Annotated in this window: 22 protein-coding genes; 5 read left to right on the top strand and 17 right to left on the bottom strand. The window is 66.4% G+C overall.

Features of this window, described 5'->3' with window-relative positions; genetic code table 11:
* The 6 genes from AC16JP_RS12185 to mscL form a co-directional block, all read right to left on the bottom strand.
* The coding region (locus AC16JP_RS12185; protein ID WP_484340885.1) for a LysR family transcriptional regulator at positions 1 to 305 on the bottom strand (305 nt) is incomplete at its 3' end.
* Positions 306 to 348: 43 nt separating this feature from the next.
* Positions 349 to 1,332 carry an N-acetyl-D-Glu racemase DgcA gene (dgcA, locus tag AC16JP_RS12190; RefSeq protein WP_484340886.1) on the bottom strand — a complete coding sequence of 328 codons (984 nt, stop codon included), beginning with the start codon at positions 1,330 to 1,332 and terminating at the stop codon, positions 349 to 351.
* On the bottom strand, positions 1,305 to 2,324 hold the full coding sequence (gene dgcN / locus AC16JP_RS12195) for an N-acetyltransferase DgcN (protein ID WP_484340887.1): 1,020 nt from the start codon (positions 2,322 to 2,324) through the stop codon (positions 1,305 to 1,307). Before dgcN ends, dgcA begins: the two co-directional genes overlap by 28 nt.
* A 155-nt stretch (positions 2,325 to 2,479) precedes the next feature.
* Positions 2,480 to 2,914, bottom strand: coding sequence for an META domain-containing protein (locus AC16JP_RS12200; protein ID WP_484340888.1), 435 nt, complete (start codon positions 2,912 to 2,914; stop codon positions 2,480 to 2,482).
* Positions 2,911 to 3,741, bottom strand: coding sequence for a bestrophin-like domain (locus AC16JP_RS12205; RefSeq protein ID WP_484340889.1), 831 nt, complete (start codon positions 3,739 to 3,741; stop codon positions 2,911 to 2,913). The genes AC16JP_RS12200 and AC16JP_RS12205 overlap by 4 nt, the downstream gene beginning before the upstream one ends.
* Positions 3,741 to 4,172: a large conductance mechanosensitive channel protein MscL gene (gene mscL / locus AC16JP_RS12210; protein ID WP_484340890.1), complete on the bottom strand. Its 432-nt coding sequence runs from the start codon at positions 4,170 to 4,172 to the stop codon at positions 3,741 to 3,743. The genes AC16JP_RS12205 and mscL overlap by 1 nt, the downstream gene beginning before the upstream one ends.
* Positions 4,173 to 4,321: 149 nt before the next feature.
* Here mscL and AC16JP_RS12215 point away from each other — a divergent pair, with 149 nt between their 5' ends.
* Genes AC16JP_RS12215 through AC16JP_RS12225 form a run of 3 tightly spaced genes read left to right on the top strand, consistent with a single transcriptional unit; the run spans position 4,322 to position 6,383 of the window.
* Complete coding sequence (locus tag AC16JP_RS12215) at positions 4,322 to 4,906, top strand: LemA family protein (RefSeq protein ID WP_484340891.1); 585 nt, start codon at positions 4,322 to 4,324, stop codon at positions 4,904 to 4,906.
* 2 nt (positions 4,907 to 4,908) lie between these two features.
* Positions 4,909 to 5,712, top strand: coding sequence for a TPM domain-containing protein (locus AC16JP_RS12220; protein WP_484340892.1), 804 nt, complete (start codon positions 4,909 to 4,911; stop codon positions 5,710 to 5,712).
* Positions 5,706 to 6,383 (top strand): TPM domain-containing protein, encoded by a 678-nt coding sequence (locus tag AC16JP_RS12225; protein ID WP_484340893.1) that lies wholly within the window; start codon positions 5,706 to 5,708, stop codon positions 6,381 to 6,383. The genes AC16JP_RS12220 and AC16JP_RS12225 overlap by 7 nt, the downstream gene beginning before the upstream one ends.
* A gap of 31 nt (positions 6,384 to 6,414) precedes the next feature.
* Here AC16JP_RS12225 and AC16JP_RS12230 read toward each other — a convergent pair whose 3' ends face one another.
* From AC16JP_RS12230 to rpmF, 5 genes are all read right to left on the bottom strand, one after another.
* Positions 6,415 to 6,909: a MerR family transcriptional regulator gene (locus AC16JP_RS12230; RefSeq protein ID WP_484340894.1), complete on the bottom strand. Its 495-nt coding sequence runs from the start codon at positions 6,907 to 6,909 to the stop codon at positions 6,415 to 6,417.
* On the bottom strand, positions 6,909 to 7,226 hold the full coding sequence (locus tag AC16JP_RS12235) for an integration host factor subunit alpha (protein WP_484340895.1): 318 nt from the start codon (positions 7,224 to 7,226) through the stop codon (positions 6,909 to 6,911). The genes AC16JP_RS12230 and AC16JP_RS12235 overlap by 1 nt, the downstream gene beginning before the upstream one ends.
* Before the next feature lie 119 nt (positions 7,227 to 7,345).
* Positions 7,346 to 8,311: a beta-ketoacyl-ACP synthase III gene (locus tag AC16JP_RS12240; RefSeq protein WP_484340896.1), complete on the bottom strand. Its 966-nt coding sequence runs from the start codon at positions 8,309 to 8,311 to the stop codon at positions 7,346 to 7,348.
* Between the two features lie 3 nt (positions 8,312 to 8,314).
* Complete coding sequence (gene plsX, locus AC16JP_RS12245) at positions 8,315 to 9,406, bottom strand: phosphate acyltransferase PlsX (RefSeq protein ID WP_484340897.1); 1,092 nt, start codon at positions 9,404 to 9,406, stop codon at positions 8,315 to 8,317.
* A gap of 43 nt (positions 9,407 to 9,449) precedes the next feature.
* Entirely contained in the window at positions 9,450 to 9,629 is a 180-nt protein-coding gene (gene rpmF, locus AC16JP_RS12250) for a 50S ribosomal protein L32 (RefSeq protein WP_237830990.1), read from the bottom strand.
* Between the two features lie 186 nt (positions 9,630 to 9,815).
* Between rpmF and nagZ the strand changes: the two genes are divergently transcribed.
* Together nagZ and AC16JP_RS12260 are read left to right on the top strand one after the other, a co-directional pair.
* Complete coding sequence (gene nagZ, locus AC16JP_RS12255) at positions 9,816 to 10,835, top strand: beta-N-acetylhexosaminidase (protein WP_484340898.1); 1,020 nt, start codon at positions 9,816 to 9,818, stop codon at positions 10,833 to 10,835.
* On the top strand, positions 10,832 to 11,614 hold the full coding sequence (locus AC16JP_RS12260; protein ID WP_484340899.1) for a segregation and condensation protein A: 783 nt from the start codon (positions 10,832 to 10,834) through the stop codon (positions 11,612 to 11,614). Before nagZ ends, AC16JP_RS12260 begins: the two co-directional genes overlap by 4 nt.
* Positions 11,615 to 11,624: 10 nt before the next feature.
* Here AC16JP_RS12260 and AC16JP_RS12265 read toward each other — a convergent pair whose 3' ends face one another.
* From AC16JP_RS12265 to pyrF, 6 genes are read right to left on the bottom strand one after another with little or no spacing between them, the layout of a single operon-like run.
* Positions 11,625 to 12,944 carry a bifunctional folylpolyglutamate synthase/dihydrofolate synthase gene (locus AC16JP_RS12265; protein ID WP_484340900.1) on the bottom strand — a complete coding sequence of 440 codons (1,320 nt, stop codon included), beginning with the start codon at positions 12,942 to 12,944 and terminating at the stop codon, positions 11,625 to 11,627.
* Positions 12,945 to 12,954: 10 nt separating this feature from the next.
* A complete protein-coding gene (accD, locus tag AC16JP_RS12270) occupies positions 12,955 to 13,800 on the bottom strand; it encodes an acetyl-CoA carboxylase, carboxyltransferase subunit beta (protein WP_484340901.1) in 846 nt (281 codons plus the stop codon).
* Positions 13,797 to 14,606 (bottom strand): tryptophan synthase subunit alpha, encoded by an 810-nt coding sequence (trpA, locus tag AC16JP_RS12275; protein ID WP_484340902.1) that lies wholly within the window; start codon positions 14,604 to 14,606, stop codon positions 13,797 to 13,799. The genes accD and trpA overlap by 4 nt, the downstream gene beginning before the upstream one ends.
* Positions 14,603 to 15,829: a tryptophan synthase subunit beta gene (gene trpB / locus AC16JP_RS12280; protein WP_484340903.1), complete on the bottom strand. Its 1,227-nt coding sequence runs from the start codon at positions 15,827 to 15,829 to the stop codon at positions 14,603 to 14,605. Before trpB ends, trpA begins: the two co-directional genes overlap by 4 nt.
* Complete coding sequence (locus AC16JP_RS12285; protein WP_484340904.1) at positions 15,822 to 16,460, bottom strand: phosphoribosylanthranilate isomerase; 639 nt, start codon at positions 16,458 to 16,460, stop codon at positions 15,822 to 15,824. Before AC16JP_RS12285 ends, trpB begins: the two co-directional genes overlap by 8 nt.
* Positions 16,461 to 16,473: 13 nt before the next feature.
* Positions 16,474 to 17,151, bottom strand: a complete 678-nt coding sequence (pyrF, locus tag AC16JP_RS12290) for an orotidine-5'-phosphate decarboxylase (RefSeq protein ID WP_484340905.1) — start codon at positions 17,149 to 17,151, stop codon at positions 16,474 to 16,476.
* Between the last annotated feature and the right edge of the window lie 159 nt (positions 17,152 to 17,310).

Genomic DNA, 17,310 nt, shown 5'->3' on the forward strand with positions numbered 1-17,310 from the left:
AGCGAATGTATTACCGATAACCGCAGCCGGCCATGATCCGCCCGGCGGAGGTTCTTGGCCGCCTCGAACAGCGTCGCCACGCGGTTCTGCACGGCTGCTGCTTCCTGGAACAGGCGATGCGCTTCGGTGGTTGCAACCAGCCTGCCCTTCACCACACCGAACAGCGGCAGTCCAAGCTGCGATTCGGCGTGGCGCAGCACCTTGCTGACAGACGGCTGCGACACACCCAGCAGGCGCGCGGCCCCGCTCAGGGAACCGGTCTGATAGACGGCGTGAAACACCTCGATGTGGCGAAGGGTGAGCACCGCATGCGTCTGTCGAAAAAAAGCCGCCGCCGCAACCCCGCCTTCAGTTTGCTGCGGGGCACGTCCAGAGGGCGCTGTCGGGCGGAGCAATCCCGCCGTCATCGGCAAAACCAAGGCCGCCCGGACGGTCGTTCGTCAGCCACCACGGCCCATCGAGGTCGGCGTAGTCGGATATGGCGGCAACCCGCAGTGCAGGCGCCATCGCCAGCGACGTGCCGATCATGCACCCCACCATCACCCCCATGCCTGCGTCGCGCGCGGCGCGATACAGCGCCCACGCTTCCGTCAGGCCGCCGGTCTTGTCGAGCTTGATGTTGACGAACCCATAGAGCGACGACAGCCGCGCAACATCAGCCGACAGGTGGCAGGATTCATCGGCACACAGCGGCACGCGCGACGAAAAACCGAGAAGTGCATCATCCGCGCCCGCCGGCAGCGGCTGCTCGACAAGCTTCACATCGCATTCCCTGAGGACATCCTGCATCGCGCCAAGCAGTTCGAGGGACCAGCTTTCGTTGGCGTCGACGATCAGTGTTGCGGCAGGGGCCGCCCGCCGCACCGCGCGCAGACGCGCCGCCGGATCTTCGGCGGCAAGCTTCACCTTCAGCAGTCGCGCCTGCGCAACGGCGGCGGCCGCAAGCCCCATCGCTTCGGGTGTGTCTATCGAAATCGTCCGCGCGCTGACCACGCCCACCGGGCCGGGGCTTGCGGCACCCGTCAGCCGGCCTTCCAGATCCCAGAACGCGCAGTCGATCGCATTGCGTGCGGCACCCGCCGGAAGCAGCCGTTGCAACTGGAACCTGTCGGCCCCTGCCAGCAGTTCCGCACGAACGCTTTCCAGTTGCGCCAGCACGCTTTCCGGGGATTCTCCGTACCGTGGTGTCGGCGTTCCTTCGCCGCGCCCGATGCAGCCGCCGCCTTCCAGTTCGACGACGACGACATCGACCGCCGTGCGGACGCCGCGCGCAATACGAAACGGCGCGCGCAGGCTGTGGTTTTCTAGGCGGAAACGATAGTCTCGAAGCATTGAAGCAGCCTGTCTGCGATACGGTCGGTGCCCATGGTGACGGGGTCCTGGCAGGGCAGCCCCAGCCGGTCCTCGACATCGCGGCAATAGGCCCGCGCCGCTGCCGGCTCAAGCCGCGAGGTATTCACCGCAACCCCTACCGCCTGCACATGGGGGCTGGTCAGCCGCGCCGCCTCCATGTTGCGTTCGAGACACAGGCCGAGATCGGGGACCGGATAGTCGGCGGTATGGCGGATGATCTCGCGCCCGGCCTCGTGGCAAAGAACCAGCGCATCGGCCTGCGCCCCATGCAAAAGCCCCAGCGACACCCCGGCGAACGACGGGTGGAACAGCGAACCCTGTCCTTCGATCAGATCCCAGCCATCATCGGTGCGCGCGGGCGTCAGCCACTCGACGGCGCCCGAAAGAAAATCCGACACCACGGCGTCGATCGGCACGCCCGAACCGGCGATCATGATCCCGGTCTGCCCGGTTGCGCGGAAGTCCGCCGCAATGCCGCGCCCGCGCAGTTCACGCTCCAGCGCCAGCGTCGTGTACATCTTGCCGACGGCGCAATCCGTGCCCACCGCAAGCAGACGACGGCCCGCACGGCGGCGGCCGGTGCCTACCGGCAGCGGCGGCGGCACACGCACGTCGATCAGCTCGACACCGGCCGTCTCCGCCGCCTGCGCGACTTCAGCCGTCGACGAAAGCCGCGCATGCAGGCCCGACGCCACGTTCATACCGGCGCGGATCGCTGCCAGCACGAAGGCAACCGTTGCGGCGTCCATGGTGCCACCGGCGTTGGCAAAGCCCAGCACCGCAGTCCGGGCGCCGGCTTCGACCGCCTCGGCGATGGTCATGCGCGGCAGGCCTACGGTCTGGGTGCAGCCCGGCTCGGCCGCTTCGCCGACGGCAGCGCCCGGACGCCAGACGGCGATGCCCCGCGCTGTCTTCACCGACAGCGGGTCGGTCGCGTTGCCCAGATACAGAAGATATGGTCCGGTGATCATCGGCCCCTCGTGCAATTGCCTTGAACAGGGTCAAAGCTTTGCCGGAAGCCGCTGACACGCCAACGCCAAAGCGTAGCGGCACCTATAACCGGAAGATATGCCTTGCAGGCTGGCCGCGCGGCACGACGGCGCCGCGCGGCGGATATTCTGCCCGATCAGCGCTTGGCGCGGATCGTCTGGCCGTCGGCGCCCTTCAGCGTCAGCACGCCACCATCGACGGAATATCCGTTCACGGTGCCAAGCAGGCGCAGATAGGCGTCTTCCTGCTTCATAAGCGGCTCGGGGCAGGCCATCATGGTCGAGGCCATCTGGCTCATCTCCAGCTTCAGGCCGTCAGCGGCGATCTTGTAGCCGCCCATGAAGCGGTTGCAGCTTCCTGCACCGAAAACGCGGCTTTCCTCGAAGTTGATGCTGGGCTTGGAATCGGCAACGATCGGCTGACCGCCGATTTCGAACACCATCCACTCTCCGCCCGCCAGTGCGGCGCCACCCGTTGGCGTTGCCGGGCGCGGTTCGGCTTTTGGCGTCGGGGCGCAGGCCGCGACACCGGCCAGGGCTGCAAATGCGATGCCGACGAGAATGCGCTTCATGGTTGTTCCTTCCAGTCCGTTGCTCGTGCTTCCTGTGCCTTCCGTGCGGCGCCCAGTTGCGCCTGCGCTTCCAGCAATGGGGTCAGTGGCGTTTCGATGCTGCCGCTGCGCGGACGATTCAAGTCGGCGATCAGCAGCAACACCAGCGTCAATAGCAGGATAAGTTCGGTCGACGCCATGAAATGCACGCCGACCATCCGGCCCCCACCATAGCCGATCAGAAGCATGCTGACGATCGGGAAGAACACCAGCAGCAATACCAGCGTCGGCGGCAGCCGGTTTGCCAGCGCCGTGTCGCGGACCGTCGCCGCGCTGAACATCTGATCGATGCCTTCGAACAACAGGATCCGGGTGGCGCCGTCCGGCACCTGCTGCCCGACCTCGACCATGCGACGCCACAGGATTTCCGCCTGCGCAGCGGATTCCTTGTGTGCCCTTGCGACGCTGGCGACATCTTCGCCCATCCGGCCGACCGTGATGCGCGCATCCAGATAGCGGCCCAGCGTATCGAGCGCACGAAGGCGAAGTTCGGGCGGCAACAGGTCCACGCGGTAGATCGCTGTCTGGATCGCATTGCCCTCGTCCAGTGTGGCCGCGCGGCGCGCATCATAGCGACCGACCGCCATCGCCACGGTGAAGCCAAGCAACAGCGCCAGCATCCCAAGCGACGCCGAGACGATCACTGCCGGATCGCTGCCATCGTCGGCCAAGCGAAGCCGCACACGCAACGCCCGCCCCGCCAGTGCCGCCAGCCACAGCAGGCAAACGATCACCAGCGCCAGCATCCACAGCGGCAGCGCCTCGAAAATGCCCGCCAATCCGGCCATCAGGGCTTCTTCAGGCTGTCACGAATTTCGCGCAGCAGCAGCACGTCCTCGGGGGTTTCTGCGGGCGGCGCGTCGGCTTCCAGCGCCTTGAACATGCGCGTTGCATAGCGAACGATCAGGAACACCACGAACGCCAGGATCAGAAAGTTCAGAAACGCGGTCAGGAACGCGCCATAGCCAAGCGTCGCGACGCCGGCTTCCTTCAGGGCGGCATAGCTGGTCGGGTCGCCCTTGAAGTCGGCGGGGATGCTGCCCAGCCGGATGAAGTTCGCCGTGAAATCCGGCGTGCCCGTGATCGCCGACACGACGGGCATGATCACATCGTCGGTCAGCGACTTGACGATGGTTCCGAAAGCGCCGCCGATGATCACGCCAACCGCCAGATCCAGCATGTTGCCGCGTGCGATGAATGCCTTGAACTCGTTCAGCATATATCCCCCAGCCATTACCGTTCGCACCACTTGTCGAGCCTGTTCACCCGCATTGCAAGCGCCAACTGGCGGCGTTCCCACTTGACGCGGGCAGCGCATATGCTTTCAGTTCGCCCGCACATTTTCGGCAACACAGGGGAAACAGGCCCATGCGTGCACTCAGAATCGCCCTTCCGCTGGCCATCGCGCTGTCGCTTTCGGCATGCGGGTTCAACACCATCCCGACCAAGGAGGAACAGGTGAACGCCTCGTGGGGAGAGGTGGAGAACCAGTATCAGCGCCGTGCCGATCTGATCCCGAATCTGGTGGCGACGGTCCAAGGCTATGCCAAACAGGAACAGGATGTGCTTGTCGGCGTGACCGAGGCGCGGGCCAAGGCGACCCAGACCACGCTCACCGCCGGGGATCTTTCGGATCCGGCCAGGATGGCCGCCTTCCAGCAGGCGCAGGAAGGGCTGTCGTCGGCGCTGTCGCGGCTGATGGTGGTGGTGGAAAAATACCCGGACCTGAAGTCGAACCAGAATTTCCTGACGCTGCAATCCCAGCTTGAAGGAACGGAAAACCGGATCTCGATTGCCCGGCGCGACTATAACGAAGCCGTGCGCGCCTATAACACCGAGATCCGCACCTTCCCGTCGATCATCGCCGCCAAGACGGTCTATGGCGCGACGCCCAAGGAACCGTTCAAGGCAACCGCCGCCAACGCGGAATCGGCGCCGCAAGTGAAGTTCTGACGATGAAGCGCCTGCTGGCGCTGCTGATCCTGCTTCTGGCAGCGCCGCTCTGGGCGCAGGATTTTCCTGCGCTCAGTGGCCGGGTGGTCGATGCAGCCAACATTCTGCCGCCGGATGCGGTGGCGGCGATCACCGCCCGTTCCGAGGCGATCGAAAAACAATCGGGGGCGCAACTCGTCGTCGCGACGGTCCCCAGCCTTCAGGGCTATGAGATCGAGGAATATGGCTACCGCCTTGGCCGCCACTGGGGGATCGGCCAGAAACGCGAAGCCGGCGGCAAAGGCGACAATGGCGTCATACTGCTGGTGGCCCCGAATGAACGCCGGGTCAGGATCGAAGTCGGCTACGGCCTCGAACCTGTGCTGACGGACGCGCTGTCCAGCCTGATCATCCAGAACGACATCCTGCCGCGCTTCCGCGCCGGAGACATGGCGGGCGGCGTGAGCGCAGGATTCCAGGCAATCGCCAGACAGGTGGAACTCCCCCCCGACCAGGCCGCGCAGAATGTGAAGGCTGCCGAACAACAGGCCGCCGCCGGCAGTGACGACGGCATACCGGTTCAGGTGGTGATCGTATTCATTGCGCTGGCGATCTGGTTCTGGATCGCCTTCCGCCGCGCGCGCCGGGGCATGAAACGCGGCAGTTCCGGGCCGGTGATCCTGTGGGGTCCGGGCTGGGGCGGCAGCGGCCGCGACGACGACGACCACTGGGGCGGGTTCGGCGGTGGCGGATTTGGCGGCGGCGGTGGAGGCTTCGGCGGTGGCGGCGGCAGTTTCGGCGGCGGGGGGGCAAGCGGCGGATGGTGAACTGGTTTACACCGGACGCGCAGGCGCGCATCGCCGACGCGATCGCCACTGCCGAGGCCACAACGAGCGGTGAAATCGTCTGCACCTGTTCGGCTGCGCGGCACCGCTATACCGAGTGGATTCTGGCCGTCGCCGCCGCGATTGCCTTTCTGCTGCCGTTCATCGCCGCAGTTGCGGGCTTCGGGCCGGCGCGATGGATTGCCGCCATCGGCATCTGGCATCCCGGCCCGCTGGACGACCGCCAGACCGTGATCATCTATGGTATCGCGCAGGCGGTTCTGCTGCTGGCGGCCACGCTGGCGCTGTGGTGGTCGCCGTTTGCGCAGCGGTTCGCACCGCTGCAACTGCGCCGGGACCGGGTGCACGAAATTGCGCTGACGCAGTTTCTGGCCAAGGGCATCCACCTGACCAGGGGACGAACGGGCGTGCTGATCCACCTGTCGATCGAAGATCATATCGTCGAGGTGATCGCCGACGCGGCGATCTACGCGCGCGTCCCGCCCGAGCACTGGCAGCAAACCGCGCAGGCATTGCTGGCCGGGATCGCCCGCAACGAGCCGACACAGGGCTTCGTCGATGCGATCGGGCTTGCCGCGCGCGTGCTGGCCGAGCATTTCCCGCAAGTCGACGACAACCCGGACGAACTGCCGAACCGCCTGCTGTTCGTGTGAAAGCAAGGGGAAGCCCCCCGCTGCCCCGAGATCAGGCGGCGAGCGCCTCTGCAAGGCTGCGCCGCAGTTTGACCAGCTCGTCGAGCAGGGCTGAATCGGCGCGTACCTGCGGCGCCGCCGCTGGCGAGGCCGGATGCAGGGTGGCGACGACCGGCGCAGTTGCGGGCGATGCTTCCGTTTCTGTGGTGATCGGCGCTTCGGCACGGGCGCCGCGCGTGGCAGGCGCTTCGCCACCGGCAATCGAAACCAGATTCCCGGCGCCGTGGTCGGTGATCAGCTTGCGCACACCCTTCACGGTGTAGCCATCCTGGTGCAGAAGCTTGTGCAGCGCCGCCGCGAATGCAACATCCGCCGGGCGGTAATAGCGCCGGTTTCCGCCCCGCTGGAGCGGCTTCAGCTCAGGAAACCGCGTTTCCCAGAATCGGAGGACGTGCTGCGGAACGTTCAATTGTTCCGAGACTTCGCGAATCGTGCGGAATGCCCCCGGATCCTTGTCCGGGAGGCCCGCTCGCTGGGCGGGGGGCATCAGTCGTTGATCTTTTGTCGGAGCAGCTGGCTTGGCCTGAAGGTGAGAACGGTGCGCGGTTCAATCGGCACCTCCACCCCGGTCTTGGGATTGCGTCCGACTCGCAAGCCCTTCCTGCGAAGCATGAAGCTTCCGAATGACGACAACTTGACGTTGCTGCCAGCGATGAGCGCGTCCGAAATGGTTCCGAGGACCTGCTCCACCAGATCCGCCGATTCTGCGCGCGAAAGGCCGATCGCACGATGCAACTCGTCGGCCAGATCCGCCCTTGTCAGGGTCGGCACCATCTTCCCGGCTGTGACTTGCGAATCGACCATGCCCCATCCTTCCATGGGAACTGTAAGCAAAACCGGGGCTTGGCGGAAGCCCCCAATGTTCAACAAATGGTTAATCTACAAGGATTAAGCAGATTCTGCCAGCCCCGGCCGTGCAAATACTAATAGCGAAGCAGCACCGCGCCCCACGTGAATCCGCCGCCCATCGCCTCGAGGAGGCAGAGTTGGCCGGGCCTGATTCGCCCATCGCGCACCGCCGCATCGAGCGCCAGCGGCACCGAGGCCGCCGACGTATTCGCATGATGGCTGACCGTCATCACCACCCGTTCGGCCGGCACGCCAAGCTTTCTGGCCGTCGCCTCCAGAATGCGGGCGTTCGCCTGATGCGGCACGATCCAGTCGATGTCGGCCGGGGTCAGCCCGGCGTCGGCCAGCACCTCGAAGGTGACGCCGGCAAGGTTGGTGACGGCGTGGCGGAACACCTCGCGCCCCTTCATCCGCAGCTTGCCGACTGTGCCGGTCGACCCCGGCCCGCCGTCGACAAAAAGCAGGCTGCCCTGCCGCCCGTCGGCGTGGAGACGCGAGGCCAGGATGCCGCGCCCGGCGTCGTCCTCCTGTGCTTCCAGCACCACTGCCCCCGCACCGTCGCCGAACAGCACGGCAGTCGTGCGATCCTCCCAGTCGAGGATGCGGCTGAACAGTTCCGCGCCGATCACCAGCGCCCGGCGATGCGCGCCCGTGCGCAGCATCGCGTCGGCAACCGTCAGCGCATATACGAAGCCGGTGCAGACGGCCGCTACATCGAACGCCGCCCCGCGCGTGATCCCAAGCCCGGCCTGCACGATGGTTGCGGTGGCGGGAAATGTCTGGTCCGGGGTGGCGGTTGCCACCACCACCAGGTCGATGTCGTCAGCCGTGACGGCAGCCGCCGCCATCGCGGCCTGCGCCGCCTGAATGGCCAGGTCCGACGTCCGAACCTCGGGCGCTGCGATCCGGCGCTCGCGGATGCCGGTGCGCTCGATGATCCAGGCGTCCGACGTGTCGAGCTTCTGCTCGAGGTCGGCGTTGCTGACGACTGCGGGTGGCAATGCACTGCCCGTGCCCGTGATGACCGATCGAATCGCCACGGCTCAGGCGGCGTCCATGTTCGGGTCTGGCTTCGGTGGCGTAGCGCTCTTTTTCCGATGGGCGGAAAAATTCTCCATGTCGGCCACGATCCGTTGCTGGATATTCTGCGTCACCAGTTCATGGGCAACGCCGATCGCGTTGGCGAACCCGCGAACGTCGGCCCCGCCGTGGCTTTTCACCACTACGCCGTTCAGGCCCAGAAACACTGCGCCGTTGTGATTGTTCGGATCCAGTTGATCGCGCAAGGCCCGCAGCGCCGGACGCGAGAACAGATAACCGATCTTTGCCAGTAGCGACGCACGATAGGCGTTCGCCAGCAAACCGGTCACCAGCCGCGCCGTGCCCTCGGCCGTTTTCAGGGCGACATTGCCGGAAAAACCATCGGTCACGATGACGTCGGTGTTGCCCTGCGCGATGCCGTTTCCTTCGACGTTGCCCAGAAATTCCAGCGGCAGGTCCACAGCGGCAGTGCGCAGCAGTTGCGCGGCCTCGCGGATTTCCTCGGTGCCCTTCAGGTCTTCCTCGCCGATGTTCAGGAAGGCGACCTTGGGCCGGTCCAGCCCCAGAACAGTGCGGGCAAAGGCTGCGCCCATCACCGCGAACTGCACCAGATTCTCGGCGTCGCAGTCGGTGTTGGCACCCAGATCCAGCACCACCGAATCGCGCTTCATGGTGGGCATCAGCGCCACCAGCGCCGGCCGTTCGATGCCTTCCATGGTGCGCAGTGCCAGTTTGGCCATCGCCATCAGCGCGCCGGTATTTCCAGCCGACACGGCAGCCGACGCCTCGCCGGTCTTTACCGCCTCGATCGCCATACCCATCGAAGTCGTGCGGGCGCGGCGGATCGCCTGCGCCGGCTTGTCGGTGCCAAGCACCACGCCATCCACATGGATCAGTTCGGCACAGTCGGCGATTCGCGGTGCGCGCGCCAGCCACGGTCGGATGGAATCCTCGCGGCCGTAGATGCGGAAACGCAGATCCGGGTGGCGGCTGTGGGCCAGCTCTGCGCCGGCAACCACCACTTCCGGCCCCACGTCTCCACCCATCGCATCGAGCGCGATGGTCGGGCGGGCTGAATCGATGCTTGCGGTCACGCCCTACGCCTAATCTGCGACAAGCGCCCCCACAAGTGCAGGATCAGTCGGCGTTCGCAATTACTTCGCGGCCGTCGTAAAAACCGCAGGCCGGGCAGATGTGGTGCGACAGCTTCAGTTCGCCGCAGTTCGAGCATTCCTGCGGATTCGCAGCCGTCAGCGCATGGTGGCTACGACGCATGTTGCGCCGGGACGGCGAGGTTTTGCGCTTGGGAACGGCCATGAGGCACCTTCTTCACTTGCAGGCGGTATCAGCGCAGGACGTCCCGCGCCAAAAGCCGCACGATAACGGGAATAGAGCGCGCGGTCATAGTGGAAACGCGCGAAAAGGCAACCCCCGCAGCCACCGATCGACATACCGACACCCTGCCCTCTTGCCTCGTGCCGCACCCGGCGGCAAGGATGCCGCATGATCCCCGCCTTCCTCGGATTTTCCGGCACCACGCTCTCGGCCGACGAACGCGCGCTGTTCGAGCGCTGCCAGCCGGCCGGCTATATCCTGTTCAAACGCAACATCGACGATCCGGCACAGGTCAGGGCGCTGACCGACACGCTACGGCAGATTTCAGGCGATCCGCGCGTTCCCATCCTGATCGATCAGGAAGGCGGCCGTGTCGCCCGCCTCAGGCCGCCGCACTGGCCCGAATATCCGCCCGCCGCCGTCTTCGGCGCCACATGGGACAAGGCACCCCTTACCGCGATGGCCGCAGCACGGGCCAATGCACAGTCGCTGGCGCTGATGCTGTCGGGGCTTGGAATCAGCGTCGATTGCCTGCCCCTCCTCGACGTCAAGGCCGAAGGGATGCACGAAGTGATCGGCGATCGCGCCTATGGCGCCGATCCGGCGATGGTCGCCTCGCTTGGGCGCGCCACCCTCGACGGACTGAAGGCGGGCGGCGTCGTCGGCGTGGTGAAACATATCCCCGGCCACGGCCGCGCCACGCTGGATTCCCATCTCGCGCTGCCGACCGTTCATGCCTCTGCCGCTGAACTCGAAGCCGACCTGCTGCCGTTCCGCCGCCTTTCCGACGCACCGATGGCGATGACGGCGCACATTCTCTATCCCGCATGGGACGCCGATCTTTGCGCGTCGCTGTCGCCAACCATCATCGAGGGCGTCATCCGGGGCGCGATCGGCTTCGACAATCTCCTGATGTCCGACGACCTCTGCATGCAGGCGCTGGGCACACAGCCGAACGGCGGCACCATGGCAGGCCGTGGCATCGGCGTGCTGGAAGCCGGGTGCGATATCGCGCTGCATTGTTCGGGCGACATGCAGGAAATGCTGGAACTTGCCGAAGCTCTGCCGGAAATCGGCGCCCGCGCGCTGGCAAGGCTCGGGCGGGCGATGGCATGGGCCGCCGCCGCGCCCGAGGGCGAGACCACGGCGCTTGCCGCCCGGCGCGATGCGCTGATCTCGGCTGCATGACCGACGCCTTCGCCGAAGACCCGCCACGCGCGGCCCCGGCGAAAGCAGATGCGCTGATCGTTTCCCTTGCCAGCTTCGAGGGGCCGCTGGATTTGCTCCTCGGCCTTGCGCGGGCGCAAAAGATCGATCTTGCGAAGATCCCGATCCTGCCGCTCGTCGAGCAGTATCTGGCCTATATCGGCCGGGCGCGGGCGCTAAGGCTGGAAGTTGCCGCCGACTATCTGGTGATGGCCGCCTGGCTTGCCTATCTGAAGTCGGCCCTGCTGCTGCCGCGCGAAGAAATCCCCGACCCCGACCCACTGGAGCTTGCCGAGCGGCTTCGCTGGCGCTTGCAGCGCCTCGAGGCCATGCGCACCGCCGGAGAGCAACTGCTGCATCGCGACCTGCTGGGCCGCGACGTGTTCATGCGCGGCGCGCCGGAAGGCCTGCGCACGATCCAGCACGCCACGATCGACGCATCTCTCTATGATCTGCTGTCGGCCTATGGCGCACTCAGCAGCCGCAGCCGCGCCAGCCCATGGACGCCGCACGACCGGGGTATGCTGATGACGCTCGATGAGGCGTTGCAGAGGCTGTCCGGCCTTATCGGCACCGCCCTCGACTGGACGGATCTGCAACGCTTCCTGCCCGAAACGCCGGATCAGGCGCTGGCGCGATCGGCGCTGGCCTCGTCTTTCGTGGCGGCGCTGGAACTCGTCCGCACGGGGCAGGCGGAATTATCGCAGGCAACTGCATTCGGCCCGCTGATGCTGCGCAACCGGGCGGGCGCCGCCGCCTGACCGCCCCCCACTATTGCGGGATGCTGCCGTTCAGCTGCAATGCCTCGCCCGCCAGATGCAGCGAACCGCATACCAGCACCCGCGACGCCCCCTGCACACGGGCCAGCGCCTCGGTCAGGCCGGTGGCGGTATCGGCCTTCATCCCGGCTGCGTGCGCGATTGCGGCAAGGTTCGCCGGGTCTTCGCAGCTATGGCCTTCGATCGGCACCATCGTCATGCTGGTGCCGCGCGCAAAGCTGCGGATGAAGCCGGAATGGTCCTTGGTGGCCAGCATGCCGACGATCAGGTGCGGCGGCGGCGCGGGATGCTGCGCCAGATAGGCAGCAACCGCCTTCCCCGCCGACGGGTTATGCCCGCCATCAACGATGAGTTCCGAGCCTTCGGCAAGCACGGCCGGCAACGGGCCTGCGGGCAGACGCTGCAACCGCGCCGGCCACTGCGCCCAGCCCATCGCCGAACGCAGCGCACTGTCGGGCACGGTCAGCGCAGTTTGCGCGCGCAGCATCGCAATCGCCAGCGCGGCATTGTCGGCCTGATGCGCGCCGGGCAACTTGGGGATGGGCAGGCGCAGCGATTCCTCGTCGGCTGCCATGCGAAACGCCAGTTGCCCTTCATAGGGGGCGGCATCCCAAGCTTCGCCGCGCGGCATCAGCTTCGCGCCACGCGGCACGGCCACTTCCGCCACCGCAGCAGCAATCGCCGCCGGGTATTTCTGCGTCACCAGCGGCACACCGGGCTTGGCGATCCCCGCCTTTTCCGCCGCGATGTGGCGCAGCGTCGGCCCAAGCAGCGCGACGTGATCCAGCGCCAGCGTGGCGATTCCCGTAACAGCGGGCACAGGCACCACGTTCGTCGAATCGAGGCGGCCGCCCAGCCCCACTTCAAGGATCGTCGCATCTGCCGGTGTGGCAGCGAACAGCAGCATGGCAGCGGCAGTCAGCGCCTCGAAAAAGGATAGCGGCTGCCCGGCGCTGAACCGCAGCACTTCGGCCAGCGCTTCGGAAAATTCCTCGTCGGTGACCAGCGTGCCGGCCAGCCGGATGCGTTCATTCACCCGCACCAGATGCGGCGACGTGAACACATGCACGCGATGGCCCGCTGCCTCGAGTGCAGCGCGCAGGAACGCAACCGTCGAGCCTTTGCCGTTGGTGCCCGCCACATGAAACACCGGCGGCAGCTTCAGGTGCGGGCTGGCCATGCGCTTCAACTGCCGCTCGATGCGGTCGAGCGACAGGTCGGTGCCGTGGATGCGCTGCGCCCCGGCGGCTTTCAGCAACCGGTCCAGAACGGGGTCGTCGGACCGGGCAAAATCAATCTGTTGTGCGCTCATGCGGGCTGTTTCAGGCGTTCATCAACTGGCCGATCAGGCGGCCGATGGTGCCTGGCAGATCATGGCGCTTCACCACCATGTCGACCATGCCATGCTCCAGCAGATACTCTGCGCGCTGGAACCCTTCGGGCAGTTTGGCGCGAATCGTCGATTCGATGACACGCGCGCCGGCAAAGGCAATCAACGCGCCCGGTTCAGCGATATGCACGTCGCCCAGCATGGCATAGCTTGCGGAAACGCCGCCGGTGGTAGGGTCGGTCAGCACGACAATATAGGGCAGCCGCGCTTCCTTCAGTTCGTCGATCGCAACCGTGGTTGCCGGCATCTGCATCAACGACAGGATGCCTTCCTGCATGCGGGCGCCACCTGCCGCCGTGAACACCACATACGGGCAGTTGCGTGCAATCGCGGCGCGCGCACCGGCAACGAACGCCGCGCCGACTGCGATCCCCATCGAACCGCCCATGAACGCGAAGTCCTGCACGCCGACGACCGCAGGCCTGCCGCCGATCGCGCCGCCGGCAAGCAACATCGCGTCTTTCTCGCCCGTCGATGCGCGGGCGGCCTTCAGTCGGTCGGGATAGCGTTTCTGATCGCGGAACTTCAGCGGGTCTTCGGGCGGTGTCGGCGCTTCGACGGGTTCATATTCGCCCTCGTCGAACAGCATCGCAAAGCGGGCGCTGGCGCGCACCCGTTCGTGGTGACCGCATTCCGGGCAAACCAGCAGGTTCGCCTCGAACTCTCTGGTATAGAGCATGGCGCCGCAGCCCCGGCACTTGGTCCAGAGGTTGTCCGGCGTCTCGCGACGGGCGATGAAATCAGTGAGCCGCTGCCTTGAACGCGTGATCCAGCTCATTGCGCGCCTTTCCGCTTTGCCGCGTGCACCGCATTGGCCAGCGCCGCAACAAGTGCCTCGACTTCGCCGGGTATATCGTTCGACTGGCGGGCATGCGCCGCGCCGATCAAGTCGACGATCGCCGAGCCGACGACCACAGCATCGGCATGTTCCGCGATCGCGGCCGCCTGTTCCGGAGTGCGCACCCCGAACCCGACGGCAACCGGTAGCGAAGTGCCCGCCTTCAGCCGCGAAACCGCCGCCGCCACGTCGGCGGTCGCGGCGCTGTTCGCGCCGGTGACGCCCGCCACCGCCACATAATAGAGAAAGCCCGATGCGCCATCCAGCACCGCCGGCATCCGCGCCGCATCGGTGGTTGGCGTTGCCAGACGAATGAGGTGCAGCCCGCCGAGATCCAGTTCGCCTGCTTCCTCGGGCGGCATATCCACCAGGATCACCCCGTCGAGGCCCGCCGCATGGGCGTCAGCTCCGAACGACTGCCCATAGGCCAGAACCGGGTTCAGATAGCCCATCATCACCAGCGGCGTTGCGTCGTCGATGCGGCGGAACGCTCGCACGATGTCCAGCAGTCTGGCAAGGCTCATCCCGGCGCCAAGCGCGCGGATGTTGCCGGACTGGATCGCCGGGCCGTCCGCCATCGGGTCGGTGAACGGCATGCCGATCTCGATGATGTCGGCCCCGCCTCTCACCAGCGCGTGCAGGATGTCGGCAGAAATGTCCGGCGTCGGGTCGCCGCCACAAACAAAGGTGACAAGCCCGACCCGCCCGACCAGCGACCCGAAGCGCCGTTCGATACGATCGCTCACAGCTTCACCCCCAGCGCGTCGGCCACGGTGAAAATGTCCTTGTCGCCCCGGCCCGAGAGGTTGACGAGAATGATCCGGTCGCCGTCCATCCGGGACGCAGCCTTTGCGACCCAGGCGACGGCGTGCGCCGATTCGAGCGCCGGGATGATTCCCTCGACGCGGGCGAGAAGCTGGAACGCCGCCAGCGCCTCGTCGTCGGTCACCGGCTCATAGCGCACGCGCCCGATCTCGTGCAGCCAGCTGTGTTCCGGGCCGATCCCCGGATAATCCAGCCCCGCCGAAATCGAATGCGCTTCGGTGATCTGGCCGTCGGCGTCCTGCAGCAAATAAGTCTTGTTGCCGTGCAGCACGCCGGGGCGGCCACCGGCAAGGCTTGCAGCATGTTCGCCGGTTTCCAGCCCGCGCCCCGCCGCCTCGATGCCGACCAGTTCCACCGGATCGTCGAGGAAGCTGTGGAACAGGCCGATCGCGTTCGAGCCGCCGCCGACCGCCGCCACCGCGACGTCGGGCAGCCGCCCTTCGGCTTCGTGCAACTGCGCCTTGGCTTCTTCGCCGATCACCGACTGAAAATCGCGCACCAGTTCCGGATAGGGATGCGGCCCGGCCGCCGTGCCGATGATGTAGAACGTATCTGCGACATTCGTCACCCAGTCGCGCAGCGCCTCGTTCATGGCGTCTTTCAGCGTCTGCGAACCAGATGTCACCGCGCGCACTTCGGCGCCCAGCAGTTTCATCCGGAACACGTTGGGCGCCTGTCGCTCGATGTCTCGTGCGCCCATGAAGATGGTGCATGGCAGCCCGAACCGTGCGGCAACGGTTGCCGTGGCGACGCCGTGCTGGCCTGCGCCGGTTTCAGCGATGATCCGGGTCTTGCCCATGCGCCGCGCCAGCAGGATCTGGCCGATGCAGTTGTTGATCTTGTGCGCGCCGGTGTGATTCAGTTCCTCGCGCTTCAGATAGATCTTCGCGCCGCCCAGATGGCGGGTCAGCGGCTCGGCAAAATACAGCGGGCTGGGCCGGCCGACATAGGTTTTCATCAGCACGTCGAGTTCGGCGCGAAATGCGGGGTCGGCTTGTGCCGCGCGATACTCGCGCTCGAGGTCGAGGATGAGCGGCATCAGCGTTTCGGCGACATAACGCCCGCCGAAGGCGCCGAAATGGCCCCTGCTGTCGGGGCCGTTGCGCAGCCCCTGCGGATGGTTCTTGGGTTCGATGTCAGACACGCCGCGCCGCTTCCACGAAAGCGCCGATCTTTGCAACATCCTTGATGCCCGGCGCACTTTCGACACCCGACGCGACATCGACGAGCGGCGCACCAGTGCGGGCGATCGCCTCGGCGACGGTCTGCGGCGTCAGCCCGCCCGCCAGGCCCCACGGCATCGAGGGCCGCGCGCCATCCAGAATCCGCCAGTCGAAGCGCAGGCCGTTGCCGCCCGGCAGCGCCGTGCCTTCGGGCGGCTTCGCATCGAGAAGCAGCAGGTCGGCACCGGCAAAGCGGCGCGAAGCCGCAGCCACGTCGGCAGCGGTACGGACGCCGACCGCCTTCCAGACCGGCAAGCCGAAACGCTGCCGAAGGGACGCGATGCGCTCGGGGCCTTCGTCTCCCTGTAGTTGTACCGCCCCCAGCGCGCCCGCCGCAATCGCCGCTTCCAGCAGGGCATCGTCGGCATCGACGAACAGGCCCACCTTCAAAAGGTGCGGGCCACGCGCAGCAAGCGCGCGCGCGACATCCAGGCCGATCGCGCGAGGGCTTGGCGGATAAAAGTTCAGCCCGCAGGCATCGGCACCGGCATGCAGCACTGCCTCCATCGCGGGAATGGCGGTGATACCGCAGATTTTGACACGCACACGCATGATGAAAGGCCCGTCAGAGCGTCGCCGCGATGGCGGCCGCAGCCGCAGCCGGGTCGGCGGCCGCCGTGATCGGCCGACCGATCACCAGCACGCCCGCGCCCGCGTCCAGCGCCTGACGCGGCGTCATCACCCGCTTCTGGTCGCCGACGTCTGCCCCGGCAGGGCGAATGCCGGGCACCACGAACAGCCCATCTGCCCACCGGGCCTTCAGAACAGCTACTTCGTGCGCGGAACAGACGACGCCATCCAGCCCGGCGCCCCGCACGAGACCAGCGAGCCGTGCAACCTGCGCCGCCGGATCGCCGGCAACACCCATGGCCGCAAGATCCGTCTGGTCGAGGCTGGTCAGCACCGTTACCGCAATGAGCTTCGCCCCCTTCGGCTTGGCCGCAGCCGCCGCCTCCATCATCGCCGCACCGCCGCCAGCGTGCACGTTCACGATCGCCAGATCGAGCGACGACAACGACTTCAGCGCACCGGCAACAGTGTTCGGAATGTCGTGCAGCTTCACATCGAGGAAGATCGGCAGCCCGATCTTTTCCATGCGGCGCACGCCTTCCGGGCCGTTCGCCATGAAGAATTCCAGCCCCAGCTTCAGCCCGCCAACATAGGGTTTCACAGCAAGCGCCAGCCGTTCGGCATGGCCGACGTCGGGCGTATCGAGGCCGACATAGACAGGATTGTCCGCCATCGTCAGGTGCCCGGCGGCGGCGCCGGATGCGAAACGGCGGTTGCAGGCGGACGAAGCAGCTCGACCTTGGCCTGCGCCAGTTCGCTTTCGGTTTTGCCAAGCGCCGATTCCAGCTTGGACAGCCGGCGCCGCAGTCGCGCCCGGTCAACCGAGAGCCAG

This window comes from Sandaracinobacteroides sp. (genome assembly GCF_057137845.1).